Raw genomic sequence first — 24,791 nt, 5'->3', positions numbered from 1 at the left:
ACAATACACGCATGCTGATTGATGGACTGACCGTAACCGTGACCCGTAAGCCCATCAAAAACATGTATCTGCGTATCAAGCCGCCGAATGGCGAAGTGGTGATTTCCGCACCGCGCCGCACTTCGGATGCAACGATTATCGAATTCGTGCGCGGGCGTCGTGCCTGGATTGATCGCAATCGGCAGCGCATGCGGCAGGCGCGCGAGCACTCCGATACGCCAGCGCCGTCAGAAAACGCCGATGAACAAACACCAAACACCACATTCGTCTGGACCGATGCCGCACGCAACCGTGCGGCTGCGAATATCAACGCTCAGCTGCCTGAATTACTGCGCAAATGGCAGCCGATTATCGGTCGCGCGCCGACGCGTATCACTTTGCGGGTGATGACTACGCGCTGGGGCTCCTGCACTCCGAAAACCGGTCGCATCCGGCTGAATCTGCAGTTGGGACTGATGTCCCCGCAGTTGCTGGAATATGTGCTGGTGCATGAAATGACGCATCTGTGGGAACGTGGGCATGGCCCCGGTTTCCAGCGGCGTATGTCTACATATCTGCCGAATTGGAAGCAGTTGCGCCGCGAGCTCAACCGTTGCGTGGTGTTGTAGGGCGACGAGCTATACGTTCAGCGAGCTATAAGGAACCGTGCCGTAGAGCGGTGGCCCCGTAGATAACGTCACCGTAGTGGGATCTGTAGGCGATGGCATCGCAGAAATAAACGCTAGCTGCAGATTGTTGACGACTTATTAGCCGTTTACTGACGCCCCTCCGATGCGGCTGATCGCTTCGTCAGATTCGCTGACGATTTGTCTCATTGCCGCCTCCGCCGCTTCGCCGTCGCCTTTGCGAATCAGCGCTGCGACTTCGGTATGCAGGCTGAGTGCGGTTTGATCGGCGACTGCGGGCATCAGCTCGTGTTGTGTGCGCCCGGCGAGTGTGGAGGCAATCACGTCGCCCAGCGCGGCGAACATCAGGTTGCCGGAGGCGGCCAGCAGTGTGCGGTGAAACAGCACATCGGCATCCAAGTATGGCTGTTCGTTGGCATGATTTGAGTAGGCGACCATGTCGATGGCGGCACCGGTGAGCGTAGCCCAGTGTTCGCTGGTGGCATTGGCGGCGGCTAGTCGCGCGGCTGTCGGCTCCACTGCCGCGCGCAGTTGGGAGAGCTCGTGCAGGGCGGCTATGCGATACGGGCTGCGCAGTCGCCAGTGGATTACCTGTGGGTCGAAGACGTTCCAGTCGGCGGGCGGGTTTGCGGTGGCGCCGGCCTTCCTTTTCACGCTGACCAGCCCCATTGATTCGAGCACACGCGTGACTTCGCGGGTGACGGTGCGCGAGGGGGCGGCGTCGCCGTCCATCGTGGGTTCGGGCAGACGCTCGCCTTTGGCCACGTCTCCGCGGATTACGGCCATTCCCCATTCGTCGAGCAGGCGGTCGTGCAGCGAGGTGTCGTTGGTGCTGGTGCTCTGTGGATTCATAAGACAAGTATCTCATAGGGGTTTCAATATGGCATACATATTCAACACGCCGGCAGTAAAAGATATTGCGTAATCCAAAAACCGGCGCTATATTATATTTCGTCACACAAAAAGAGCATGAATGATGTGTTTTATCATTCAATAAACATACTCAAAGAAGAGATGGATTATGAATACAATACTGATGGCTGAGGCAACCACGGCGGCTGTGCAGCTCAACAGCACCCAGCTGGGGTTGAGCGTGGTTGCCAGCATCGTGGTGCTGATTCTGCTGGTCACCGTAGCTAAGCTGCATCCCTTTGTGTCGCTGCTGATTTCGGCGCTCGTCGTCGGCATCGGCTCCGGATATGGGCCGGTCGCCACCGTCACCAGCTTCTCGGACACCTTCGGCTCCACCATGGCCTCCGTCGGTATCCTTGTCGGCCTTGGCGCCATGCTCGGCCGTGTGCTGATGGACACCGGCGCAGCGGACAGCATTGTGGACACGTTGCTGGCCAAGTCCACCCCGAAAACCATCCCGTGGATTATGGCGCTGATCGGTGCGCTGATTGGCCTGCCCATGTTTTTCGAGGTTGGACTTGTGGTCCTCGTGCCGGTGATTATCCTCATCACCCGCCGCTCCGGCCTGCCGCTGATGCGTGTGGCCATCCCCACGCTGGCCGGCCTGTCCGTGATGCATGCCTGCATGCCGCCGCAACCCGGCCCGCTGGCCGCGCTCTCCTGCTTCGAGAATGGTTCCGTGGGCGTGACCATGATGTTCGGCCTGCCCATCGCCGTGATCACCGCCGCGCTCGTCGGCCCGCTGTTCTCTACCATCGCCGCCAAGTGGGTGCCGGTCGGCGCTCCCGCCAACTTTGATACCGCCAGCGCCACCCGTCTCGATGCCGACGGCAATCCGATTACCGCCAAGCCGCCGTTCGCGCTGTCCGTGCTATGCATTCTCGTGCCGGCCATCCTGATGCTCGGCAACGCGATCTTCGAAATCGTGGCCCCCGACCAAGCCAACTCCGATGCCGTGTACGCCCAGGTCTTCGCCTTCTTCGGCAAACCGGCCATCGCACTGGCCACCGCCGTGCTGTTCGCCATGATCGTGCTCGGCCGCGCCACCCATATGACCTGGAAAACCGTCAACGACTCGCTGAAGGCCGCACTGCCGCCGATTGCCGGCATCCTGCTGATCGTCGGTGCTGGCGGTGGCTACAAGGGCGTGCTGGTGGACACCGGCATCGGCGACATCATCGGCAAATTCGTGGAAAGCTCCAGCATCTCCATCTTCCTGCTGGCATGGCTGATCGCCGCCTTCGTGCGTGTGGCCACCGGCTCGGCCACCGTGGCAATCATCACCACCGCGGGCATTCTCGGCCCTGTCGTCGAGCAGATGGGCGTGACCACCCCCGCCATCGCCCTGCTGGTCATCGCCATTGGTGCCGGTTCGGTCTTCCTTTCGCACGTCAACGATGCCGGTTTCTGGCTGATCAAGGAATACTTCGGACTCGAAGTCGGCGAAACATTCAAAACCTGGACCGTGCTCGAATGCCTGCTATCCGTTGTGGTGCTTGCGCTGGTGATGGTGTGCAGCATCTTCGTGCCGCTCGTCTGAGCCTCATAGAATCCTTCTGACTCACACCTATCCTCCATCGCTCCGTTATTCCATCCGCCGCACTATCGACGAACAAATCCGAAAGAAGAATCCAAATGACTGCAATGTGTGCAACGCTCGCTGAAACTGCTGCCGAGACTTCCGTTGAGGCATCCGCTCCCGCCATCATCACCGCCAACAACATTCCCGGCGACTATTTCGAGCACAGCACCCCGATCATCGTGATGATGGGTGTGTGCGGCTGCGGCAAAACCACCGTCGCCGAACATCTCGCCGCCCGCTTTGCCATGAAATCCGCCGAAGCCGATGACTTCCACCCCCAAGCCAACATCGATAAGATGTCCGCCGGCATCCCTCTGACCGATGATGATCGCTGGCCATGGCTCGACACCATCGCCGCTTGGATTGACGAGCGTATCGCTGCAGGTGAACCGGCCGTTGTCACCTGCTCGGCCCTGAAGAAGATGTATCGCGACAAGCTGCGTCGCAGAGGAGTGGTGTTCGTCTATATGCAGGGCGGCTTCGACGAGGTGATGGAGCGTCTGTCTCACCGCCAAGGCCACTTTATGAAGCCGAACATGCTGCAATCGCAGTTCGACATTCTCGAAGAGCCCGGCGACGACGAAGTGCACGTCAACGTGCATATCGGGCAGGGCAGCCCCGAACAGGAGGCTGCGGCCGTGGCCGAGGCGCTGGGACTGTAAACGAATTCCAAACTTCGCGATGCAATCGAAAGGAAAAAGAACTATGCAGATGGGAATGATCGGCCTCGGCCGTATGGGTGGCAACATGGTCAAGCGCCTGCGCGAAGGCGGCCATGAAATCGTCGGATTCGACATGAACCCCGAATCAGGGCGTGACGTCGATTCGCTGGAGGCGTTGGTCGCCTCGCTGGCCGCCCCGCGCATCGTGTGGGTGATGGTGCCGGCGGGGGCCGCCACGGACTCCACGGTGAACCAGCTCGGCGAGCTGCTGGAAGCCGGAGACATCGTGGTCGACGGTGGCAACTCCAAATACACCGATGACCGTATCCACGCGGCCGCTTTGGCCGACAAAGGTATTGGCTTCCTTGATTGCGGTGTTTCCGGTGGCGTGTGGGGTGCCGAGCGCGGCTATGCGCTGATGATCGGCGGCGAAGATGCCACGTATGAAACCGTGAAGCCGATTTTCGAGACCCTAAAGCCGGAAGGTGAGTATGGCCTTGTGCATGCCGGTCCGGTTGGCGGTGGCCACTTTGCCAAAATGGTGCACAACGGCATCGAATACGGCATGATGCAGGCTTTCGGCGAAGGCTTCGCCACGATGATGCGCAGCGAATACGTAACCAATCCGGCGCAAACCATGGATTCCTGGCGCTCCGGATCGGTCGTGGCCAGTTGGCTGCTGGATCTGTTCGAGAACGCCACCGCCGACGATCCTGAGCTGAAGGACGTGCCTGCCGTGGCCAACGAATCCGGTGAAGCCCGCTGGATGGTTGAGGCGGCTCTTGAACTCGGTGTGCCTACCCCGGCTACGGCCGCTGCTCTGTGGCAGCGTCAGACTTCACGCGGTGGTGCGGACGATATCCTGCGCACGGTAACCGCGCTGCGTGCCCAGTTCGGCGGTCACGTCACCAAAGTCGACGAAATCGCCACTCACTGATTGGTTTGTCTCCTCAATCTCGCCAATCGTCACATAAGCATGAAGAGGCCGTTCGGAACGATATCCGAACGGCCTCTTTCATGAACTCCAAGCCTTACGCCAGATGGCTACGCATGAACCACTGGAACTTTTCGAGCTGTGCCACGTGATCCTGCATGATGTTGGAGCTCACTAGATCCAGATCGTCGAGCTCAGCGATGGCCTTGCGGTCGTCGGCGATGAAGGAATCGTAGTATTCGATCAGGGCCTTGAGATACTCCTCAGTGGACTGGCGGCCTTCCAGATCGAAGGTCTTCCAGGTGCGGTTGCGGGTGATCGCGTCGGCGCGGCCATCGGGCGTGCCGCCCAGGGTGGCGATGCGCTCGGCGGTTTCATCGGCCTGCGCGAGCACGGACTCGACTTCCGGATCGAGCATTTCGTGCACGGCGATGAAGTTCGGGCCGGTCACGTTCCAGTGCGCGTGCTTCAGCACCAGTGCAGCCTCCTGCTCCTGGCTCAAACGGTTCTGCAGAATAGCAATGGCCTTCTCGCTGGCAGCTTCGTCGAGGCCGGGCACCACAAATGCAAGTGTCATATCGTTCCTTCCTTTCCTAGTGAGGAATGTTCACCCCAGTCTACGGTGTATCTGTTCGCTACAGGCCCGAAAAGAAGTGTTATCTGAGGCACTTCCTGTAGGAAATCCCACAAAAAGTGCCTCTAGCGTGTCCGAAAAGATCTCTACGCGGCACTTCTTGTGGGAAATCCCGCGAAAAGTGACTCCAGCACCTTTAAAAAGACTTCTGCGAGGCACTTTTTATGGAATATCGACAGAAAGTGCCGCGAGGGACTGCAAAAACGCGAGTTGGCGGCACTTCTTGTGGAAAAGTCCGCAAAAAGTGCCGCCAACTCATAACTCATATCGCTGGGCAGTCATAAATGTCGTCGACGGATACGCCTAAGCCGGACTAACCCGTTAAGTACTGATTTAGTGGTTGTTCGTATCAGCGGCTTCGGTATTTGGCTTGGAATCGATCGTTGCGGCCGCTGCAGAATCGTTGCTGGCATCAGACGCAGCAGTTGCATCAGACGCAGCAGTCGCATCAGACGTATCGGCCAGCGGCGCATGGTCGGGAGCGCCGGCCTTGCGCACTTCGATGGTTTCGATGCGTCGGCCATCCACCTTGGTCACTGACATGTCGTAGCCGTCGTCGGAGTGCAGCACGTCACCCACCTGGCCCATCTTGCCGGTGTGCGCCAGGAAATAGCCTGCCACGGTCTCGTACGGGCCATCCTCCAGCTCAATGCCGGTCAGGTCGGCGAAGTCTTCGATGGTCATGGAAGCGTCGATGGTGGCCACGCCGTTGACGAAGGCGGTGCGCGGCGTGCGCTCGCCGCCCTTTTCGCTGGGCAGATCGTATTCGTCGCGAATGTCGCCCACCAGCTCCTCGGTCATATCCTCAAGGGTGACGATGCCGTCCGTGCCGCCGTATTCGTCGATAACCACAGCCAAGTGGATGCCGCGCTTGCGCAACAGTTCGAGGCTGGGCAGCAGTTTTGATGTGCCGGGCAGCGAGATGCCTTCGCGGGTCACGTCGCGCACAATGGTGGCGTTCGGATCGCGCACATCCAGCAGGTCGCGCACGTGCACGAATCCCACCACATCGTCGAAATCCTTGCCGGTCACCGGGTAGCGGGAATACGGCTGGTCGCGCACGAATTCAGCGGCCTGAGCGATGGGCTGGTCGGCGTCAATGAACACCACGTCGGCGCGCGGGCGCATCACTTCGGCCACGATGGTTTCGGAAGCGTCGAACACGTCGTCGAGAATCGTGCGTTCATCCTTGGAAAGGTTGGTGTTGGAGCTGACCAGCACGCGCAACTCGTCGTCGGACACTTCGGATTCGGTCTGCTGCGGGTCGAATCCCAGCAGTCGCACGATGCCATTGGTGTTCTTGCCAATCAGCCAAATAATCGGGCGGCAGACGGTGGCGAACGCATCGATGGCGGGCACCACGGCGCGTGCGATCTGTTCGGTGCGCTGCATAGCGATGCGCTTAGGCACCATTTCGGAGATGACGATGGAGCAGTAGGAGATAATCAGCGTCAACACGATATTGACCAAGCCGCCGGCCATGCCCTTGGGTACGCCCCAGCTTTCGACCAACGGCGTGATGTAGGGTGCGATGGACGAGGCGCCGAACGAGGCGGACAGGAAGCCGGAGAGCGTTACGCCGATCTGCACGGTGGATAGGAAGGTGTTCGGATCACGCGCGATTTTCGCTACTTTCGCGCCGCGCGCATCCTCCTGTTCCATCTGCTCGATCTGTGAGCCGCGCAGGGAGACCAGTGCTAATTCGGTGCCGGAGAACATGGAACCGATCAGCAAAAAGACGAATATCAATACGATGTTCAATCCAAGTGACATAATGCTCCCTACTGTAGGGGTAAGGCACGTCAATTTGGACTTCCAGGCTGCACATGTTGTGCGGAGACGTTGGCCAAAGAATTCGTGAGGCCGGCCGTTAAATCTCCTTGGACGTCATCGCTATGACTCTAGCCTTCTTAGAAGCTGAGCACTTCGACCTTGCCATCTTCGAGGCTGTAGCGTGCGCCGACGATCATCAAACGGTCGTCGGACAGCGCTTGCTGAATCGACTCGGAGCGTTCCACCAACGTTTCGATCGTGTGGGCGATATGCACGCGCTCGACGTCATCAGAGGAATCGATTTCCGCTTCGCGCGCCTGCCAAACCGAATAGCCGGCCTGACGTAGGAAGATGGAATCAGCGTCGAGAATCGCGCTGTCCAAATCGTCCATCGCATCGGCGGCCTCCAGCGAGCCTGCAGCCTCGTTTACCGTGCGTTCCAGCAGCTGGTCGAACTGCTTGGTGGCGGATTCAATGGCACCGCAATGCTCGTGGCCCAGCACCACAATCACGCTCACATGCAGATAATCCACTGCATATTCCAGAGAGGCGAGCACAGCATCGTCAATAGTCATGCCTGCGGTGCGCACGGTGAACAAGTCGCCTAGGCCCTGGTCGAAGATAATTTCCGGGGGCACGCGCGAATCGGAACAGGCCAGCACAGCGGCGTCCGGATTCTGACCGTCGATCAGCGTTGTACGGGTTTCCTGATCCTGCCACGGGTGGTCGGGTTTGCCTTCAGCGAACCGGCGGTTGCCTTGCAACATACGGCTCCAAGTGGCGTTGGCGGTGGATTCATGCTCAAGCGGCGCTTCAAAATCGGTCATAAGCCTAATCCTAGCCACGGCTGTGCGCGAACCGGCGAAGGTTGCGTGGGTTTCACGCGTGGCGCACGCCGCATACCATGCGCATAACGGCATAACGCATGCGTGGCGCGAACGCGGGACATTTGCTGAGACTAAGTTCACAGCGATAACCAGGGCCTCTCCCCCGTGTTCGATGCCGCGAACGGCTAGGCTGAGTATAGGTCGATAACGGCCCCTGTGTTACGGATCCGAAGGGTTACGAATCCGAAGGAAAGGAATCCATCATGACGATGCTTCAGCATGAAATCACCGATTTCAAAGCCCAAGCCTTCCAGAACAACGACTTCCACGAAGTGACCAAGGCTGACGTGCTCGGCCACTGGTCCGTGTTCTTCTTCTACCCCGCCGACTTCACCTTCGTGTGCCCCACCGAGCTTGAAGACCTCGCCGAGGCCTACCCGAAGTTCAAGGACGCCGGCTGCGAGATCTATTCCGTCTCCTGCGACACCCACTTCGTGCACAAGGCGTGGCATGACGCCAACGAAAAGATCGCCAAGATCGAATACCCGATGCTGGCCGACCCCACCGCCACCCTTGCCCGCGACCTCGACACCTACAATGAGGCCGATGGTCTGGCTGAGCGCGGCACCTTCATCCTCAACCCCGAAGGCAAGGTTGTGGCCTACGAGGTTATCTCCTCCAACGTTGGCCGTAACGCCGACGAACTGCTGCGCCGCGTGCAGGCCTCCCAGTTCGTCTACGAGCACGGCGATCAGGTCTGCCCGGCCAAGTGGCAGCCCGGTGAGGACACCATTGAGCCGAGCCTTGACCTTGTCGGCATGCTGTAAATCGCTGCTAATCGCTGATCAATGAGCTGATCATTTATTGGCGATATGTGATTTCGAATCGGCTCCCGTTTGCTTGTGCAGCGGGAGCCGACTTATACGAGGATGTTGCGGGTATCGAAGATATCAAGAACATCGGGAATATCGAGATATCGAGGATATAAGGAGAATCGTGGATACCAAAACTTTGTATGACGTCGTTGTAATCGGCGGCGGCCCGGCCGGCCTGACCGCCGGCCTGTATCTGGCCCGTGCGCGCTACCGTGTGCTGGTGCTGGAAAAGGACGATTTCGGCGGGCAGATCACCATCACCGACGAAGTGGTGAACTATCCAGGCGTGGGCCGTACCTCTGGTCGCGCACTCACCCAGACCATGCGTCAGCAGGCCAAGGATTTCGGTGCTGAATTCATGAGCGCTGAAGCCACCGGCTTCGAACTGGGTGGCGACATCAAAACCGTGCACACGTCGCGCGGCGATCTCAAGTGCTTCGGTGTGCTGCTGGCCACCGGTGCCTCCCCGCGCAAGCTTGGCTTCGCAGGTGAGGCTGAGTACGCCGGCCGTGGCGTGGCCTACTGCGCCACTTGCGACGGCGAATTCTTCACCGGTCGCGAAGTGCTGGTGATCGGTGGCGGTTTCGCCGCAGCCGAAGAAGCTGTGTTCCTGACCAAGTACGCCAGCAAGGTCACCGTGCTGGTGCGCGAAGACGATTTCACCTGCGATGTTTCCGTGGCCGCCGAAACCAAGAAGAACCCCAAGATCGAAGTGCGTTATCACACGGAAATTGCCGCCGTCGAAGCCGGCCAGGGTGGACTTGTCTCAGCCACGCTGCGCGACGCCCACTCCGGCGAGACATCAACCTGGCAGCCGGCCAGCGGCGGCACCTTCGGCGTCTTCGTGTTCGCCGGCTATGTGCCCGCCACCGGTTTGGTCAAGGGATTGGTCGATCTTGACCCGCAGGGCTACGTGCTGACGCACGATTACCTCGAAACCTCGGTGCCGGGCGTCTACGCCGCCGGCGACCTGCGCGTTAAGAACCTGCGCCAGGTGGTTACTGCGACCGCTGATGGTGCGATTGCGGCCGTGGAATTGGAGCGCTATGCCAAGGCGATGAGCGAGAAAACCGGTCTGATTCCGCCGCGTCCGACCACTTCCGCCTATGAAAAGGCTGAAGCTGATGCCGCCGCCAAGGCACAGTCTGCTGCGCAGGCTGGCACCACACCCGCCCCCGCGCCGGCCAAGCGCAGTGCCGATGCGGCTGCTGCTGCCTCTGCCGCACGCAAGTCCGGCGAACTGTTCTCTGATGCGGTTAAGCAGCAGTTGAACGTGGTATTCGGACGTATGAGCCGCCCAGTCACGTTGCTGCTGGAACTGGACGAGACGCCGCTATCGGCGGAATTGGAAGGATTCGTCACTGAAATGACGAAGCTTTCCGGTGGCAAGGCTGTTGTGGCCAAGGCTGGCGATCCTGGTGTGACGGTTGCTGCTGGTGCTGCGGTTGCTTCGGCAGCGGCTGAACTGGATGAGAACGGTCGTGCAGTGTTCGATGCTGCCGGTGTGCTGCCTGTGGCCCGACCTTGCGTGCGTGTATGTGTGGCTGGCGACGGTTCCAATGGAGGTAAGCCGGGTGAACTGGTGCCCACTGGTCTGGCATTCCATGGTGTGCCGAGCGGTCACGAATTCAACTCCTTCGTGCTGGGCCTCTACAATGCGGCCGGCCCTGGCCAGCCCATCGACGACGACCTCGCCGAACGCGCGAAGGCTATCGCAGCGCCTGCGAACGTGATGATTCTCGTGTCGCTCAGCTGCACGATGTGCCCCGAAACCGTGCTGTCTGCCCAGCGCATCGCCTCGCTCAACACGAATGTGCGTGCGGAAGCCTACGATGTATCGCACTTCCCGGAGCTCAAGGATCAGTACGGCGCGATGAGCGTGCCCTGCATCGTCATCAACCGCGATAACGAGCCGCAAAAGGTCGAGTTCGGCAAGAAGGGCATCGCTCAGATGCTTGCGTTGCTCGGTGCCTGAGCCGTAGCTACGCGTAAAGGCATATAAGTGTGGGTGGTACCTGACCAAACTCAGGCACCACCCACACTTTAATCTTTCGGTGTTGTTACTTTGCTCTCAGATCTTCTGCGTGGTTGGAATTCAACGTTCGGCTGTTGAAATATTTACCATTGCTGAATAATGTGGCATACTTGTAAGCACGAATCAGCCGGATGGCTGGTGGAAATTCTCTCTACCAGAGAGACCAATTAAGACCGGATTGGATAATTCGGCGGAAAGAAGGTTGCTATGGTCAACTCTCCCTATACATGGATCCCAACTTTGGGCTGCTTATTGAGCGCAAGCTGTTGGCGGATAAATTGATCAACGAGTTCGGTGACAATGAAGATGCCGATCTGCTTGGTATGGCCAAGTTCTGGTTCCATATCAATGTGTGTACGTTTGCCACATAGCGTGTAGGTTGCTTTGCATCAATCCTGTCACTCTTAAATACTGCAAAAGATGCAGTGAATAGTAATCAAGATACATGCCGGTTGACGAGTCTCCGAAGACTCGCAAACCGATATTCAAGAAAGGAGACGTATATGAGCGTCGCAACAACAAACGTCAATACCGCGGAACGTGATGAACAAGGTGTCATCGTCCGCTTCGAAAAGCCTTCCCGTCAAACCATCGGCGATACCAGCAAAATCACCGGACTGGTGAAGGCGAAGTATATTATTCCGTTGATCGATCACCTTGATCTTCAAGCGAATCCTCGTGATTCGAAAACTGGTAATGTCACTGATGCCATACAGGATTCCATCGAGAGCGATCCTTCATTGTTCCCATTCAAGACTAAAGGTATCCTTCTTGCGGCATCCGATTATGAGGATCTTGAACGGGATCGCGTACACATGTTTTTCGATAATCGCAGCATTGAGGGCATCCTCGACGGTGGTCATAACACACTCGCCATTGGCATGCTGATTCTGAAGCGTGCTTTGGCGTTGCAGGGCAAGAAGCTTGGTCGCAAACGCGTGACGTGGAGCGAATTCAAGGAACTGTGGAACGATAACCGAGATGCAATCCAACGCTATCAAATTTCTGTACGTAAAAGCGCCGACGGTTCCGATGAAGACAGTGGTGAGCCAGACCTTTCATTCTATGTGCCGGTTGAGCTGCTTGTCCCCGCGAATCCTGATGATAAGCTATGCGCGGAAGAGTTCCGTCATAATCTGCTGGAAATTTGTGAAGCCCGCAACAATAATGCGGAACTTACTGCTTCTGCGAAGGCGAACCAGCAGGGTCTGTTCGATGAGCTGAAGAAGCAGTTGCGTAAACGTGACCCGAATCTGTATGAACGCATCGAGTGGAAGACCAATGAAGGCGGCGACATCCGCGTTCAGGATCTCATCTCGCTGGTCTGGATTGTGCTGCGTCATGCTCCTGTGGTTACTGACGAGGATGGTAAGAAGGTGGAACCGCCGGCGCCGGTGAAGATGTACAGCAGTAAGGCGGATGGTCTGCAGCGTTTTGAGCGGTACATGAGCTCGCCCGATGTGTCATCGGCAACTGGCGACTACACCATGGATTTGCGTAATCCCGCCACGCTTCAGGCATTGAAGCTCGCCGTGGAAATCCCAGCGCTCTACGACTATATCTACGAACAGTTCCCGTCGTTGTACAACCGTGCGGGTGGTGCATACGGCAAGATCACTGCTGTTGAGAAGGCCAATTCCACTAACACCATTAAAACCACTCCGTTCGGGGGTAAGAAGGTGGACAAGGAGAATCCTGAAGGCTTTATCGTGCCACTTGTATATGGGTTGAACGCGCTGGTTGATCCGGAGACGTTGACATGGAGGCGTAACCCGCAGCGGTTCTTGGAGCAGTATTTACCGGCCATCGTGAAGCGATATATAGAGGTATTCAAGCCTCTGGGCTGGGATCCACAGAAGGTGGGTAAGGCTGCGATGAGTTACAGCACTGTTGAGGACGCCTACAAGATGGCACTCGCTGGCATTCTGAGTTGATCGCTGGTGTGGAAAGCTGAGGCGGAGTGACCGATCGCTATTCACGATCAGTCACTCCGCCTTTTCCAATTTGGCCTATAACCCCAAAAACCTTGGTTGCTGTCGGGGACAATCAGGGTGCTGAGAGCGGTACTAATCTCGTGGTCGTATGCGTTTGTGCGGCAAGACATCCTGTGTGCGTTCCAAGCCGGATGCCACTCGCTCTGCATCCCGGTCGGATAATGCTCCGAAACGTCGGTAAAGGTCTTCGAGTTTGAATTCAAAACGTTCGCCGCATCTGACCATTGAAGGAGCCAATAAACCTGCTTCTTGCCAGTCCAACAACAGTACGTCACCGGCACCGGTCCAATCGGTTCGACTGGTCACTTTTGCGACCACGCCGGAGATTGAATCGTCATCGACTTCGGTAATCACCACTGGACGAGTTTTACCGATGCCGGGGTGATCTGGAAATTCCACCCACATCAGAAAAACATCGTATGGCGTAACGTCACATGTTGTCATAAATGGCATCCTCGGGATCATCCCATTCGGCTGGCAACACAATACGGCCGCTGGATGACCTTTCCGGTTTGTATACAGTATTGACTTTGACAACGCGGCGTTCGCCAACTGCTGCGACTCCCGCGAGATAGGCGCTGATCATATCGATGATGTTGGAACCGCGTGCCTTGGCCACGGCTTCTGCCTCTGCATAATGCGGCAAAGATTCAACCATAGTCATAAGCCACCTCCTGTTGATATTGCTATTCTATCGGCTCTCTCTGTGAGAGATCGGATTTCGATCTTGGCATACTCTTAGTCTGCGCGCATCAGGACGATGCACAATCATGGAACTAGCTATTCGTCATACGCCAATTGCGACACCATGTAGATCGGCAGATAATCGATGATTCCGTCAGTCTCCACATTGGCTTTGGCAAGAACGATGCCATGCTCCATGTCATAATTCGGGGTCGATAGTGCACGCGTCAATGCGCTGTGTCGCTTGTAGTTTTTCCCGGCCTTCACTTCAATCGGCATAACGCGACCGCGCGGGTGCTCGATTACGAAATCAAGTTCCCCTATCGCGTTGTCCTTGAAGTAATACAACGGGAAACCATGCGCTTTCAGTTCCTGAGCTATGGCATTCTCATACAGTGCGCCATAGTTGATGTCGGTGCGGTCGTTGAGCAGATCACGCACTATGTCCATGCCGCACAGACAGGTCAGCAGACCCACGTCATCCAGAAATAGTTTGAACAAGCGCGAGTTCATGGACAACATCAGTGGATATCGTGGTTCGTCAACGTTGTATACGGGAATGGCCACGCCGGCGTCGGCCAGCCAGAGAAAGTCGTTCTCGTGGCGGGTCATGCGAGCGTGTGTATCCATGCTGGAAATGCGGAATCGTTTGTTTTGCTGATTGAGTTCGCTGGGAATCAGATCGAAAATGCGACGAATATCCTGCTTATGCGCCAACGAATCGGCATACTGTGAGATGTCATCCTGATAGCGGTTGATGATGGCTGTCTGCCGCGCCCGCAGTGATTGTATATTGTGCTCCGCGATGAATACGGAAACCGCATCCGGCATGCCTCCCACCAGCAGATACTCATGGAACAGATCGGTCATACGCTTGTGCACAGCTTGGTTGACGGGACGTCGCTCTACATATGCGTCGGTTACTTCCTGCAACACATTCTGCGGCACTTTGCGTGCCCAACAGTATTCCTCAAAATCCATGGGGTACATGGTGAAGGAATCCAAATAGCCAACTGGTACGGAAACAACTGATTTCAGTTCGACGCCAAGCAGCGATCCAGACAATATGTAGTCGTATTGCCCATAGCGGTTGACGAGGAATTTGATCATGGTGACCACGTTGGCGCATTGCTGGACTTCATCGAGGAAGATCAGTGTTTCACTGGGAACAAGTTCGTCGTCAGCGTAGGCGGAGATGGCGAGAAACAGATCGTCGGCGGTGCTCGCGTTATTGACGGCAGTGAGTGCATCGGGATTGTCTACGAAATTGATTTCGACCATATGCTGGTAGTTGGAGCGCCCGAAGTCCTCGATGATACTTGTCTTGCCAACTTGTCGAGCTCCGTCGATCAGTAATGCCTGCTTGCCCTTGTGCTGCTTCCAAAAGGATATCTTCTCAGTTGCCTTGCGTTTCAACATGTTCCACCGCCTTATGTCACATAATAGAGCCAATTATTGCAGTCCTATGTCACATTATAGAGACAGATTAGCCCTCTGTTTGTCACATTATAGAGCCGGTTTGAGGGGTGATTTGTAACATTATGGAACCGTGCGCTGGTGTTCGAGGATTGTTGGCGCGATGGGGTGGGGCGGTTCTGGACTCGATGGTGTTGTCCGTCCATAATGGGAGGCAAGGCATTGAGGCAGGTTTCACAATGGCGAAAGGAGACGCGACGATGAGTGTTCCACAGGAAATTTTGGATGTTATGCGCAGCCCAGGTGTGTATTTCTGCGACTACCCCGGCATGGCCGAGGCACAGCGTGCGCAGTTGCAGCTGCTGTATGACTTCAACAATTCACGCCCCGACGATCCGGAACGTCGCAAGGCGATTATGAAAGAGTTATTCGCTGAGGTAGGCGACAGCACGTATCTTGAGCCGCCCGTGCACGCCAATTGGGGCTGCTGCACGCATTGGGGCAGCCACTGCTATGCAAACTTCAACCTCACACTGGTTGACGACACAGACATCACCATCGGCGACTACACCATGATCGGGCCGAACGTCACCTTAGTGACTACCGGGCATCCGATTCGTCCTGATCTACGTGAGAAAAGTGGCCAGTATTCCGCGCCGATTGTCATCGGACGTAACGTATGGATTGGCGCTGGCGTAACTGTGCTGCCCGGCGTGACCATTGGCGATAACAGCGTAATCGGCGCGAACAGCCTGGTTACCAAAGATGTTCCGGCGAATGTGGTCGCTTATGGGAGCCCTTGCAAGGTGATTCGCGAGATTGGCGAGCATGATTATGAGTATTACTGGAAGGATCGGCGGTATTAGTTATTGGGGGCCAGTGTGTGATGGTATTGACTGAGGGGCACGATAGACGCGATAGAGAAGACTCATAAGTCTGAAAAAGGAATGGCCGCGCAATGTGCGCGGCCATGCTGTACTGCGAGTGTGATGCGCGGGAGCTTCGCTCCCCTCGAGCGCATCACACTCGCTACATTTGCGGTTTGAAAGCCCACTGGGCTTTCAAACAGAAGGTATCGCGCGCGGGCGCGATACCTTCTACGCAAATGTCGTTTTGTGCGACGCTCGCGACGCTATCGCTGCTCGCTGCTATGAACAGCGCACAGCGCTGTTCATCAGCCTGTGTTCTGCAGGCCGGCGGCGACGCCGCTTACGGTGCACAGGATCAGATAGATGAACCCGGCCTGTTGGCTCTGGCTCAGCTCTTCCTTGTCCACCTTCTTACGCAGCGACTTCAAGGCCAGCACCTGCGTGACGGACAGTGCGTCGACGTACGGCGAGCGGATGCGGATCGCCTGGCCGAGCACGTGGCGGTGCTGCAGCGGCCATTCGTCGCCCACAATCTTCAAAACCCACTTGCGGGTGAGTTCCATCTCGCCAAGCACCTTGTCGTTGAGATCCTCACGGTCGCCCAACGCCAGATACATCTTGGCGATGCGCTCGTCGGTCTTGGCCAGCGACATTTCGATGTTGTCGATGAACGTCGAGAACAGCGGCCATTCCTCATACGCCTTGCGCAGCGTAGCCAGATCGCCGAACTGCTCGCACGCGGTGCCCAGACCATACCAAGCGGCCAGGTTGATGCGAGCTTGAGCCCAGGAGAAGATCCACGGAATCGTACGCAAATCGTCGAGCGACTTGGCACCAAGACCGCGCTTGGCCGGACGAGAGCCGATCGGCAGCAAGCCAATCTCCACCAGTGGCGTCACCGTGGAGAACCACGAAGCGAAGTCGTCGGTGTGCAGCAGATCCAGGAAGCGTTCGTGAGATGCCTTATCCAGCGAGGCAGCCATGTCCGCATACTTGGCGGTCATGTCGGTGTTCGTCTTCTCCACACTCGGCGCGGACTGTAGCAGGGTTGCCGCAGCCACGGATTCGACGTGGCGGATGGCCAGCACCGGGTTGCCGTAGCGAGCGAAGATGACCTCGCCCTGCTCGGTGAGCTTGAAACGGCACTTCACCGAACCGACCGGCTGGGCGAGCACCGCACGGTTGGCGGGGCCGCCACCACGACCAACAGCACCGCCGCGGCCATGGAACAGGGTCAGATCGATATCGTGCGACTCAGCCCACTTGGCGATGCGCTCCTGAGCGGAGTGCAGAGCCAGCGTGGCGGAAGTCGGGCCAGCGTCCTTCGAAGAATCGGAGTAGCCGAGCATGACTTCGAGCTTGCCGCCGGTGGCCTTAAGACGTGCCTGTACTTCAGGAATCTTGATCATTTCCTCAAGCACATTCACCGAGTTCTGCAGATCCTCAAGCTGCTCGAACAGCGGGATCACGTCGATGGTCGGCACATCCTCAGGATGAGCGAAAGCCAGACGGTTCAGCTCGTAGACGTCCCTGATGTTCTGGGCGCTCTGCGTGAAGGAGATGATGTAGCGGCGAGCGGCCTTTTCGCCGTTGCGCTTCTGGATTGCGCCGAGGGCACGGAAGGTGTCGAGCACCTCGTGCGTCATCGGCTGCAGTTCACCGCGTTCGCCGTGCAGGCCGTGCTCGCGAATATCCGCAAGGGCGCGGGCGTGCACCACGGAATGCTGACGGAACTCCATCTCCACCATGTGGAAGCCGAAGGTTTCGGCCTGCCAGATCAGATCCTGCAGCGGACCGTAAGCTGCGCGCTTGGCGCCAGCTTCGGCCAGGGAACGCTGCACCACCTTAAGATCGGCGATGTAGTCATCGCAGGAGTGATACATGAGGTCGGCGTCGCGTTCAATGGTGTAATGCAGGCGATCAGCGATCACCAGCATCACCGCACGATGCAGCTCCTTGGTGGAGATCAGCGCGGCCTTGTCGGTCAGACGCTCGCTCATTTCCTTCTGATGACCCCACAGTGCCTTCAGCTCGGGCGAAGTCGGGGTGGTTTCCGCTTCCATCGTCAGGTTGCGGCCCACGGTGCGGGTGGCTTCTTCAAGCGCAGTCAACACATGGTCGGAGAACTTGCGAGCCACCTGACGGCTCACCTTGGCGGTGACGTTCGGGTTGCCGTCGCGGTCGGAACCGATCCAGCTGCCCGGGTGGAAGAATGCGGGGCAGACAGGCTCAACCAAACCGGCCTTGTCGCCCAGCACCCAATCGTCAAAGCGACGGTACACCTGCGGAATCGTGTGGAACAGGGTGTTGTCGAAGATGTCGAGAATCGTATCCGCTTCCTCAACCGGCGTCGGCTTCTTCAGCGCGATCGGCGACGTGCGGAACATGGCGTCGATCTCGTTATAGAGACGACGGCAATTCTCCTTCTTATCCGAGCCGCCGAGCGTCTTATGCAGCTCCAGCAGTTCGGCGATGCGGCGGATCTTGCCCTCGATAGCCTTACGACGCGCCTCAGTGGGGTGCGCGGTGAACACAGGGTGGAATTCGAGGCGATCCAACAGCTCCTTGGCCTTGGCCGGGCCCATCTCGTTGATGAGCTGATGATAGGCCACGGTCAGTTCGTTGATGGGATCGACGGCCTGATCCTCGGAAACCTCGGCTTCGCGCTTATGCAGCACGGAAACGCGGTAATTCTCCTCAGACAGGTTCGCCAGATGGAAGTAGGTGGCGAAAGCGCGAGCAAGCAGTTGGGCATCGCGCAGACGCATGTTGTCGATTACGTCCACGGCTGCCTGAAGACCATCATGCCCGGGGTTCGGGTCGGTCATGCCGCCGAAGTGCTCAGCCGAAGCCTCCACCGCGTAATTGCGCACGGTATCGAAGGTGGCGAGCAGCTTGGGATCGTATTCGCCCAGCACGTCACGCAGGATCGTAAGACACAGATCCATGTCGTGCTTGAGGTTTTCGGGAAGATCATGCTCCTCCGGCACCTTGGTTCCGGTTCCGGTGGTGACGATGGCGGCGTCAGCGGGAGCGATCTGTTCTTCTGATGATGCCATATAACCTCCTTTGCTGAATCACAGGTTGCTCGGTCTGCCGGTCGTCCGCGGCTCCTCCGCGGTTGTTGAGGCCGGTTGTTGCGAGCCCACAGCCCAAAATCCAACTTGGTTGTTGTGTGCGGACTAGTTTAGCGCCGCCTAATCACCATTTACGTTACGAAGTCCACATTGTGCGTAATTGTGCGGGTTTATGTGCGGGAATGTTTGCGGGGTGTACGTGGGGCGTTCGCGGTTGTGCGTGGGGTATCCCCACCAGTAAAACGGATATTGTGAGCGAACACAATCATCTCGGCGACAAAAAGAACACTGGCACTGCCGAGGCCTCAGGTGCCTCCGCCGTGCGCAAATTCCATACACATTCGATTCCATTGGATATGGAGGATATTGCCCGCGATTGGGAGCGTCCGATTGTGGACGCGGGCATCGCTGCCAAAGCCAGCGTGATCGTGCGCGTGGGCATGCTGGACTTGGGCGCGGGCACGGGAAGCTTCCGCGTGCGCGAGATGATGCACCGCATCGCCTATCCGCTGGGCGTGCACGTGCGCGCCGACGTGAACCTCACCGACATCGAAGCCACCTGCACCGACGGTCGCCATCGCATCACCGAAGTGGTGGATCTACCGACCACAGGCGTTAATACTGAACGCATCTGGCTGCTGGAGCACTTTGCCGACTGGTTTGCCGTGAACCTGGGCAAGGGATCGATGTATCACGTGGATTCCAGGCTGTCCGAAGGGGTGGTCCGGCATTTGGACGAGCGCGATGCCTCACAGTATTCCGCAGATCTGGCCAAGCGTCTGCGCGAACAGGCTAAGAATGATGGCAATGATGGTGCCGCTGGCACTGCAGAGGCGGTAGCAGCTAACGCTGAAACCGCAGCTTCCGGTGATGAGCAGTACAGTGAACGGTCTGGTGAGCAGGCCTATAACGAGGCGGAGGCGTTCGCTGGAGACTCCGATGTTGCCGTGCAGGGGGCAGCGCCGGAGAGCGATGGCCAGTCTGCGCACTCGTTGGACACCCGCGTGGATCAACAGCTGGATCGCCAAGCCGCCAAAGACAAAGCGCGCTATGAAAACATGGGCTACGTGGACGAACAAGGCCGTCCGCGCGAAGGTGGCGAGGCGTCCAAGCCGCGTCGTAGCAAGGCGCCCAAGGGCTATGCCGAGCATTTCGAGCATGTGCAAGGCAACGCAGATGAGTCTGCGGGTGGGGCTGCCACCTCTGCTGCATCACCATCAGCGCGTGGTCTTAAGGGCATTACTGTGCGTCAGGCGCATGAGAGGCTGGATCTGATCGAACGCCGCAAGCCGCTGTACAAACCATGGCAGTCGGGTTTTGCTTCGGCTGTGGCCTGCGCGGCCTTCGTGTTCCTGCTCGGCGGCGGCCCCTACGATATGGTTGGCGCATTCGTCGGCGCCGGACTGGGCCACTGGCTGCGTCGCCGCTTGTTCGCTCATCATCTCAACCAATTCTTCGTCACCTTCGTGTGCGTGGCCGTTGCTGCGCTTGCCTGCACCGGCATGCTGCGTCTGATTGGCATCTTCGACCCGGTGGCATTGCAACACGACACCGCCTATATCGGCGCAATGCTATTCGTTATCCCTGGATTCCCGTTGATTACCGGCGGTCTTGATATGGCCAAAATCGACTTCCCATCTGGCATACAACGCATCGCTTATGTGTTGTGCATTATCCTTATGGCCACGCTTGCAGGTTGGATGGTCGCCATCATCGTGCATCTGAACCCCGAAGGCTTCGAACCATTGGGATTGAACCCCTGGGTGAATTGCGGACTGCGATTCGTGGCCGCGTTCCTCGGTGTATGGGGCTTCTCGGTGCTGTTCAACTCGCCGCAGCGCATGTGCATGACCGCCGCCGTGATTGGTGCCATCACCGACACCCTGCGCCTCGAACTGGTGGATGCCGGGCTGCCGCCCGAAGGCGGCGCCTTTCTCGGTGCCCTGTTGGCGGGTCTCTTGGCCTCCGCATGGCGTTCCTCAGTGCGCCACGGCTGGCTGCCGCCCCACCTGGGCTACCCGCGCATCTGCCTGACCGTGCCCTCCATCGTGATCATGGTGCCCGGATTGTACATGTATCAGGCCATGTTCCACCTTGGTCAATTCGATACCCAATTGGCCATCGATTGGATGTTCCGCGCGTTCATGGTCATCATCTGCCTGCCGATCGGACTAGCCATGGCGCGTGTGATAACCGACAAATCCTGGCGCTACGACATCTAATCAACGTTCCGCGGAGCGTTGGCTGCGTTGCTGTTCGCTCGACGTACCTCTGTACGACTTCGCTCACGCGCCTTGCCACCGCACACGCGGAACGTTGATTGACAATTGTCACGCGCACGGAGTGCTTGGGGAGCCGCACACGTGTGCGTGCAGATTCATAACGTTCCGTGCGCGGCTGCCGGTTACTTGTCGCGGACGAACGGATCGCCTTCGACGTGTTCATCGTCTTTTTTGAGAATGAACCAGGCATATATGGCTGCGGCGAACACGATGCCGGTGATAATGAGGAAGGTGCGGTGGTAACCAATGGCGTCACGCAGGCTTCCCAACGGGGTGGAGAGTGCTGCAGTGCCGAGCTGCGCGGCGATCTGATCGCCGATCATGTATAGCGTGGCGGACATTGATGGGTTGAAATGCAGCGTGAAATAGCGGAAGATGGGCAGGCTGAACATAGGTACCTCGACGGCGCTGAGCATCTTCACCAATGAGATGACGATCGGATTGGTGAACGTGGCACATCCGAGCAGACGGATGAACATGACCACCATGGCGAGCAACAAGGTGTTGCGCACGCCGACTTTGCGCATGATTACAGGCACCAGTCCCATCATTGCCGATTCGAGAAAGACCTGCACCGAACTGAGCGTGCCGTAGAAACGCTGGCCCTGTTCGGGGCTTTCAAACAGGTGGGTGTAGAAATCGGGGAACATCTGCTGATCGAACACGGTATAGAAGGTCCAGGAGAACACCACGAACACGATCAACGCCCACAGCATCGGAATGCGAAGCAGTGACAGCATCTGTCGGAATGACGGTGTGGGGGCTGCCTCTGTGGATGCGGCTGCATGGTCGGCTTCTCGTTCGGCACGAGGCCTCCACAACAGCACGTTAAGCAGCATCGCCAATCCGAACAGTGATCCCACCCAGAAATTCAGGCTTGGGTCGATGGAGAACAGGAATCCGCCGACCAAGGCCACGACCGCATAGCCAAACGATCCCCATGCGCGTGCTTGTCCATACTCGAAGTTGAACCGACGGCTGAATCGTTCGGTCAACGCCTCGACCAAACTGCAGCCAGCGATGAATCCTGCGGACAACACCAATGAACCGACAATAGCGCCCATCATGAGATTGGTGGCGAGCAGAGGGCGATACACCCATGTGGCGAACGGTCCAATCAACATGGCGATGGCGGCCACGGCAATCAGCAGATTGCGCTTGATGCCGAGGCGATCCTGCGCCATACCGTACAGCAGCATGAGAATCAATGAAGTGATGGAATTGACGGAGTAGACGGTGCCGACCTCCCCACCGCTGAGCATCAGTCCCGCGCGCTCACTGGTGAGCCATAGCTGGAAGAACGCCCACCAGATGCCCCATGAGCAGAAGAACAGGAAGCAGGTGAGCGAACTTTGCAGATACCAGGGATTCTTGGCGGAATGCATGAGATTCATGGGTGTGTTCTTTCAATATCAGTGGTTGGCTCGATGGTTGACAGCGGTGAGGAATTGCATGGTCCGCTCAAAGAGGGCGGTGCGGGTGGGGATGGTTGACCATCCGTGCGTGGCCTTGGGCACGATGGTCACTTCGACGGGTTGGCTGTATGCCGCGGCGTAGTCGTGCGCGTAGTGTTCGGGTACGGTTTCGTCACTGTCGCCGAGGATGACGGCAACAGGTCCGGTGAAACGGGTCGAGACGCCGTAGATGTCGATGGTTTTGAAATCGTCGAAGAACCGTCTTCCGACGGGGAAGCTGAGATAGTCACAGTGGCCCAGTTCGTTGAGCTGCTGGTTCACGTCGGTGCCGGCTAGAATGCCTCGGGGGACGTCGTCGCCAAACACCGCTGCAGGGGACCACATGCAGACGGCGTTCACTTGGTCGGTGGCCAGGCCTGCCACCATGCCTGCGGCCACGCCACCCAAGCTCATACCAAGCAGGGAGATGCGGCTTTCGTCCACGTAGTCGAGGCTGCGTATGCGGTTGATAAGCTCGGTGCCTTCGCGCAGCTCGTGGCTGAACGTGAAGTTGATAGGTTCGCCGTCGCTTTCGCCGTGACATGAGAAGTCGAATCGGATTGCGCAGATTCCGGCCATATTCAGCAGACTGGAAAGCTGGACGAAAGCGTTGAAGCATTCATCTCGCACGGCAAAGAATCCATGGAACATCAGTACGGTGGGGAACGGGCCGTCGCCGTCTGGAATATGTGCGGTTCCGCGCAGAGTGAGACCGTCGATGGTCTCTTCGAGGTAGGTGATATGGGATTGCGTCATCTCTCAGCTCCTTTGATTGAGATCGTGCTGCTCATCAGTGAAGTAACTCGTGTTACTAACACGTGTTATCTGAGATTCTATACTGGTGAAGGAATTTGTCAAATGATGATGGTGGTGTGTTCATGAGTGAGTCCAGCACAAGCAAAGCCAAGGTGAAAAGCCAAGATGTGGCTGACTTGGCTGGTGTGTCGCGCACGACAGTGAGCTTGGTGCTCAATGGTCGCGGGGCTTCCATACCCGAGCGCACCCGCATCAAGGTGGTGAAAGCTGCGGAACAGTTGGGTTTCGTGCCGTCGGCCGCCGCTCGAATTTTACGCAGCGGCAAAGCCAATGTCGTGTTGGTGTTGGCACCGGGCTGGATGTCGTCTGAGCGTGCGGACCGCATGTGGGATTCCATCAGCAAAGGACTTGAGGATCAGGGCCTCACTTGTGTATTCTCGCGTTCCGCTGGAACAATCAGTCCTTTGCGCCAACTGTTGGCCGACCTGACGCCAAGTGTTGTGGCGAGCTTTTTCTCGTTAGCGGAAGAGGATCGTGTGTTGTTGGACCGCATGAACATTCCGCTTGTGGAACTCTTTCTACCCATGATGCAGGGCAGAGAGGGTGCGGATACGGTGTTCGCGCAATTCCAACAGCGTCTTGGCTATGCACAGGGGCAATATTTCGCACAGGCGGGGGCGCGCGATGTCGCATACCTTGGCACTTCGGATCCACGGGGCAAGGAGCTGCAAGATTACCGTGTTCTGGGTGTCACACAAGCCTTGGGCGTCGCCGGATTGAGTTTGGTCTGCCAACGCAACGTTGGGCTGAACGATGAAGCTGATATGGACCAAGTGCTGCATGAACTGCGCGGGCATACAGTGGACGCTGTTTGCGCTTTCAACGACGACTATGCGGCTGCCCTGCTCAGCGCCGCACGACGTTGCGATGTCAATGTGCCGAAGGATATGAAGGTGCTTGGAGCTGATAATTTGGCGATGGGACGATATCTAGTTCCGTCATTGTCCAGCGTCGATTTTTCGATTGATTCGTCTCTGTACGCGCGGGCGATTCTGCAGGCGTGTGATCCAAGTCGTGCGTCGGCGGAATGCCAGATGTCGGTGCCAAATGACGTTTGTCTGGTACGTCGGGAATCGGCTTAATGACCGTGCTCGAGTGGACGTTCCCATTGCCGAATTCATAGGCGGACTCTATGCGGAAAAGAGTGGAACGCGGCTGGCCCTGCTATGTCATCCTGAGCAGAGCGTAGCGGAGTCGAAGGATCTTGGCTGTGCTCCCACGTTCTGAGACGTGGGCGTGGACAGTAACTCTCGCTCGGTACATTGTTGTGGCGCGAGCATTCGCTTGCGGCACAACACCGTCACACCATATCGGCCCGGCGGCGCAACGCGTCCAAGCC

General features: G+C 57.6%; 21 protein-coding genes. 11 read left to right on the top strand and 10 right to left on the bottom strand.

Annotated features, from left to right (window positions below; all coding sequences use genetic code 11):
* Positions 1–11: 11 nt before the first annotated feature.
* Positions 12–608: a M48 family metallopeptidase gene (locus G1C95_RS09865; protein WP_169172779.1), complete on the top strand. Its 597-nt coding sequence runs from the start codon at positions 12–14 to the stop codon at positions 606–608.
* Between the two features lie 138 nt (positions 609–746).
* Here G1C95_RS09865 and G1C95_RS09860 read toward each other — a convergent pair whose 3' ends face one another.
* Positions 747–1,478 carry a FadR/GntR family transcriptional regulator gene (locus G1C95_RS09860; RefSeq protein WP_169172778.1) on the bottom strand — a complete coding sequence of 244 codons (732 nt, stop codon included), beginning with the start codon at positions 1,476–1,478 and terminating at the stop codon, positions 747–749.
* A 169-nt stretch (positions 1,479–1,647) separates the two neighbouring features.
* Between G1C95_RS09860 and G1C95_RS09855 the strand changes: the two genes are divergently transcribed.
* The 3 genes from G1C95_RS09855 to gnd all read left to right on the top strand — a co-directional run bounded on the left by G1C95_RS09855 (position 1,648) and on the right by gnd (position 4,719).
* Positions 1,648–3,078, top strand: a complete 1,431-nt coding sequence (locus G1C95_RS09855) for a GntP family permease (protein ID WP_169172777.1) — start codon at positions 1,648–1,650, stop codon at positions 3,076–3,078.
* A gap of 95 nt (positions 3,079–3,173) precedes the next feature.
* Complete coding sequence (locus G1C95_RS09850) at positions 3,174–3,782, top strand: gluconokinase (RefSeq protein ID WP_240947527.1); 609 nt, start codon at positions 3,174–3,176, stop codon at positions 3,780–3,782.
* A 19-nt stretch (positions 3,783–3,801) separates the two neighbouring features.
* Complete coding sequence (gene gnd / locus G1C95_RS09845; protein ID WP_169172776.1) at positions 3,802–4,719, top strand: phosphogluconate dehydrogenase (NAD(+)-dependent, decarboxylating); 918 nt, start codon at positions 3,802–3,804, stop codon at positions 4,717–4,719.
* A gap of 94 nt (positions 4,720–4,813) precedes the next feature.
* On the opposite strand, the gene G1C95_RS09840 is transcribed toward gnd, so the two are convergent.
* From G1C95_RS09840 to G1C95_RS09830, 3 genes are all read right to left on the bottom strand, one after another.
* The gene (locus tag G1C95_RS09840; RefSeq protein ID WP_169172775.1) at positions 4,814–5,293 is read right to left on the bottom strand and encodes a Dps family protein; all 480 of its coding nucleotides are present in this window, start codon (positions 5,291–5,293) and stop codon (positions 4,814–4,816) included.
* Between the two features lie 390 nt (positions 5,294–5,683).
* A complete protein-coding gene (locus tag G1C95_RS09835) occupies positions 5,684–7,123 on the bottom strand; it encodes a hemolysin family protein (protein ID WP_240947525.1) in 1,440 nt (479 codons plus the stop codon).
* Between the two features lie 137 nt (positions 7,124–7,260).
* Positions 7,261–7,950: a carbonic anhydrase gene (locus tag G1C95_RS09830; RefSeq protein ID WP_240947524.1), complete on the bottom strand. Its 690-nt coding sequence runs from the start codon at positions 7,948–7,950 to the stop codon at positions 7,261–7,263.
* 263 nt (positions 7,951–8,213) lie between these two features.
* Between G1C95_RS09830 and ahpC the strand changes: the two genes are divergently transcribed.
* From ahpC to G1C95_RS09810, 4 genes are all read left to right on the top strand, one after another.
* Positions 8,214–8,777 (top strand): alkyl hydroperoxide reductase subunit C, encoded by a 564-nt coding sequence (gene ahpC, locus G1C95_RS09825; RefSeq protein ID WP_169172774.1) that lies wholly within the window; start codon positions 8,214–8,216, stop codon positions 8,775–8,777.
* A gap of 169 nt (positions 8,778–8,946) precedes the next feature.
* Positions 8,947–10,800 carry an FAD-dependent oxidoreductase gene (locus G1C95_RS09820; protein WP_417852269.1) on the top strand — a complete coding sequence of 618 codons (1,854 nt, stop codon included), beginning with the start codon at positions 8,947–8,949 and terminating at the stop codon, positions 10,798–10,800.
* A 191-nt stretch (positions 10,801–10,991) separates the two neighbouring features.
* The gene (locus tag G1C95_RS09815) at positions 10,992–11,231 is read left to right on the top strand and encodes a hypothetical protein (protein ID WP_169172773.1); all 240 of its coding nucleotides are present in this window, start codon (positions 10,992–10,994) and stop codon (positions 11,229–11,231) included.
* A 132-nt stretch (positions 11,232–11,363) separates the two neighbouring features.
* The gene (locus G1C95_RS09810; protein ID WP_205832805.1) at positions 11,364–12,794 is read left to right on the top strand and encodes an AIPR family protein; all 1,431 of its coding nucleotides are present in this window, start codon (positions 11,364–11,366) and stop codon (positions 12,792–12,794) included.
* Between the two features lie 132 nt (positions 12,795–12,926).
* Here the strand turns inward: G1C95_RS09810 and G1C95_RS09805 are convergent, their stop codons facing one another.
* The 3 genes from G1C95_RS09805 to G1C95_RS09795 all read right to left on the bottom strand — a co-directional run bounded on the left by G1C95_RS09805 (position 12,927) and on the right by G1C95_RS09795 (position 14,957).
* Entirely contained in the window at positions 12,927–13,298 is a 372-nt protein-coding gene (locus tag G1C95_RS09805; protein ID WP_169172771.1) for a type II toxin-antitoxin system PemK/MazF family toxin, read from the bottom strand.
* Entirely contained in the window at positions 13,285–13,518 is a 234-nt protein-coding gene (locus G1C95_RS09800; RefSeq protein ID WP_169172770.1) for a hypothetical protein, read from the bottom strand. Before G1C95_RS09800 ends, G1C95_RS09805 begins: the two co-directional genes overlap by 14 nt.
* 116 nt (positions 13,519–13,634) lie before the next feature.
* Positions 13,635–14,957, bottom strand: a complete 1,323-nt coding sequence (locus G1C95_RS09795) for an ATP-binding protein (protein WP_169172769.1) — start codon at positions 14,955–14,957, stop codon at positions 13,635–13,637.
* Between the two features lie 257 nt (positions 14,958–15,214).
* Between G1C95_RS09795 and G1C95_RS09790 the strand changes: the two genes are divergently transcribed.
* Positions 15,215–15,820, top strand: coding sequence for a sugar O-acetyltransferase (locus tag G1C95_RS09790; protein WP_169172768.1), 606 nt, complete (start codon positions 15,215–15,217; stop codon positions 15,818–15,820).
* Between the two features lie 308 nt (positions 15,821–16,128).
* Here G1C95_RS09790 and G1C95_RS09785 read toward each other — a convergent pair whose 3' ends face one another.
* Positions 16,129–18,882, bottom strand: coding sequence for a phosphoenolpyruvate carboxylase (locus tag G1C95_RS09785; RefSeq protein WP_169172767.1), 2,754 nt, complete (start codon positions 18,880–18,882; stop codon positions 16,129–16,131).
* Positions 18,883–19,127: 245 nt separating this feature from the next.
* Here G1C95_RS09785 and G1C95_RS09780 point away from each other — a divergent pair, with 245 nt between their 5' ends.
* Positions 19,128–21,122: a threonine/serine exporter family protein gene (locus G1C95_RS09780; RefSeq protein ID WP_417852271.1), complete on the top strand. Its 1,995-nt coding sequence runs from the start codon at positions 19,128–19,130 to the stop codon at positions 21,120–21,122.
* 182 nt (positions 21,123–21,304) lie between these two features.
* Here the strand turns inward: G1C95_RS09780 and G1C95_RS09775 are convergent, their stop codons facing one another.
* Both G1C95_RS09775 and G1C95_RS09770 read right to left on the bottom strand, forming a co-directional pair.
* On the bottom strand, positions 21,305–22,576 hold the full coding sequence (locus G1C95_RS09775) for an MFS transporter (protein ID WP_169172765.1): 1,272 nt from the start codon (positions 22,574–22,576) through the stop codon (positions 21,305–21,307).
* A gap of 18 nt (positions 22,577–22,594) precedes the next feature.
* A complete protein-coding gene (locus G1C95_RS09770) occupies positions 22,595–23,392 on the bottom strand; it encodes an alpha/beta hydrolase family protein (RefSeq protein WP_169172764.1) in 798 nt (265 codons plus the stop codon).
* A gap of 122 nt (positions 23,393–23,514) precedes the next feature.
* On the opposite strand from G1C95_RS09770, the gene G1C95_RS09765 reads away from it, so the two are divergent.
* Positions 23,515–24,534: a LacI family DNA-binding transcriptional regulator gene (locus G1C95_RS09765; protein ID WP_169172763.1), complete on the top strand. Its 1,020-nt coding sequence runs from the start codon at positions 23,515–23,517 to the stop codon at positions 24,532–24,534.
* Positions 24,535–24,791 lie beyond the last annotated feature (257 nt).

The sequence above is a fragment of the Bifidobacterium oedipodis genome (assembly GCF_012932425.1).
GTDB lineage: Bacteria > Actinomycetota > Actinomycetes > Actinomycetales > Bifidobacteriaceae > Bifidobacterium > Bifidobacterium oedipodis.
This window is presented reverse-complemented; position numbering and strand designations above follow the sequence as displayed.

Coding starts and splice junctions, on each gene's coding strand:
- G1C95_RS09865 (WP_169172779.1), top strand. CDS start 12: ATGCTGATTGATGGACTGACCGTAACCGTGACCCGTAAGCCCATCAAA.
- G1C95_RS09860 (WP_169172778.1), bottom strand. CDS start 1,478: ATGAATCCACAGAGCACCAGCACCAACGACACCTCGCTGCACGACCGC.
- G1C95_RS09855 (WP_169172777.1), top strand. CDS start 1,648: ATGAATACAATACTGATGGCTGAGGCAACCACGGCGGCTGTGCAGCTC.
- G1C95_RS09850 (WP_240947527.1), top strand. CDS start 3,174: ATGACTGCAATGTGTGCAACGCTCGCTGAAACTGCTGCCGAGACTTCC.
- gnd (WP_169172776.1), top strand. CDS start 3,802: ATGCAATCGAAAGGAAAAAGAACTATGCAGATGGGAATGATCGGCCTC.
- G1C95_RS09840 (WP_169172775.1), bottom strand. CDS start 5,293: ATGACACTTGCATTTGTGGTGCCCGGCCTCGACGAAGCTGCCAGCGAG.
- G1C95_RS09835 (WP_240947525.1), bottom strand. CDS start 7,123: ATGTCACTTGGATTGAACATCGTATTGATATTCGTCTTTTTGCTGATC.
- G1C95_RS09830 (WP_240947524.1), bottom strand. CDS start 7,950: ATGACCGATTTTGAAGCGCCGCTTGAGCATGAATCCACCGCCAACGCC.
- ahpC (WP_169172774.1), top strand. CDS start 8,214: ATGACGATGCTTCAGCATGAAATCACCGATTTCAAAGCCCAAGCCTTC.
- G1C95_RS09815 (WP_169172773.1), top strand. CDS start 10,992: ATGGCTGGTGGAAATTCTCTCTACCAGAGAGACCAATTAAGACCGGAT.
- G1C95_RS09810 (WP_205832805.1), top strand. CDS start 11,364: ATGAGCGTCGCAACAACAAACGTCAATACCGCGGAACGTGATGAACAA.
- G1C95_RS09805 (WP_169172771.1), bottom strand. CDS start 13,298: ATGACAACATGTGACGTTACGCCATACGATGTTTTTCTGATGTGGGTG.
- G1C95_RS09800 (WP_169172770.1), bottom strand. CDS start 13,518: ATGACTATGGTTGAATCTTTGCCGCATTATGCAGAGGCAGAAGCCGTG.
- G1C95_RS09795 (WP_169172769.1), bottom strand. CDS start 14,957: ATGTTGAAACGCAAGGCAACTGAGAAGATATCCTTTTGGAAGCAGCAC.
- G1C95_RS09790 (WP_169172768.1), top strand. CDS start 15,215: ATGAGTGTTCCACAGGAAATTTTGGATGTTATGCGCAGCCCAGGTGTG.
- G1C95_RS09785 (WP_169172767.1), bottom strand. CDS start 18,882: ATGGCATCATCAGAAGAACAGATCGCTCCCGCTGACGCCGCCATCGTC.
- G1C95_RS09775 (WP_169172765.1), bottom strand. CDS start 22,576: ATGAATCTCATGCATTCCGCCAAGAATCCCTGGTATCTGCAAAGTTCG.
- G1C95_RS09770 (WP_169172764.1), bottom strand. CDS start 23,392: ATGACGCAATCCCATATCACCTACCTCGAAGAGACCATCGACGGTCTC.
- G1C95_RS09765 (WP_169172763.1), top strand. CDS start 23,515: ATGAGTGAGTCCAGCACAAGCAAAGCCAAGGTGAAAAGCCAAGATGTG.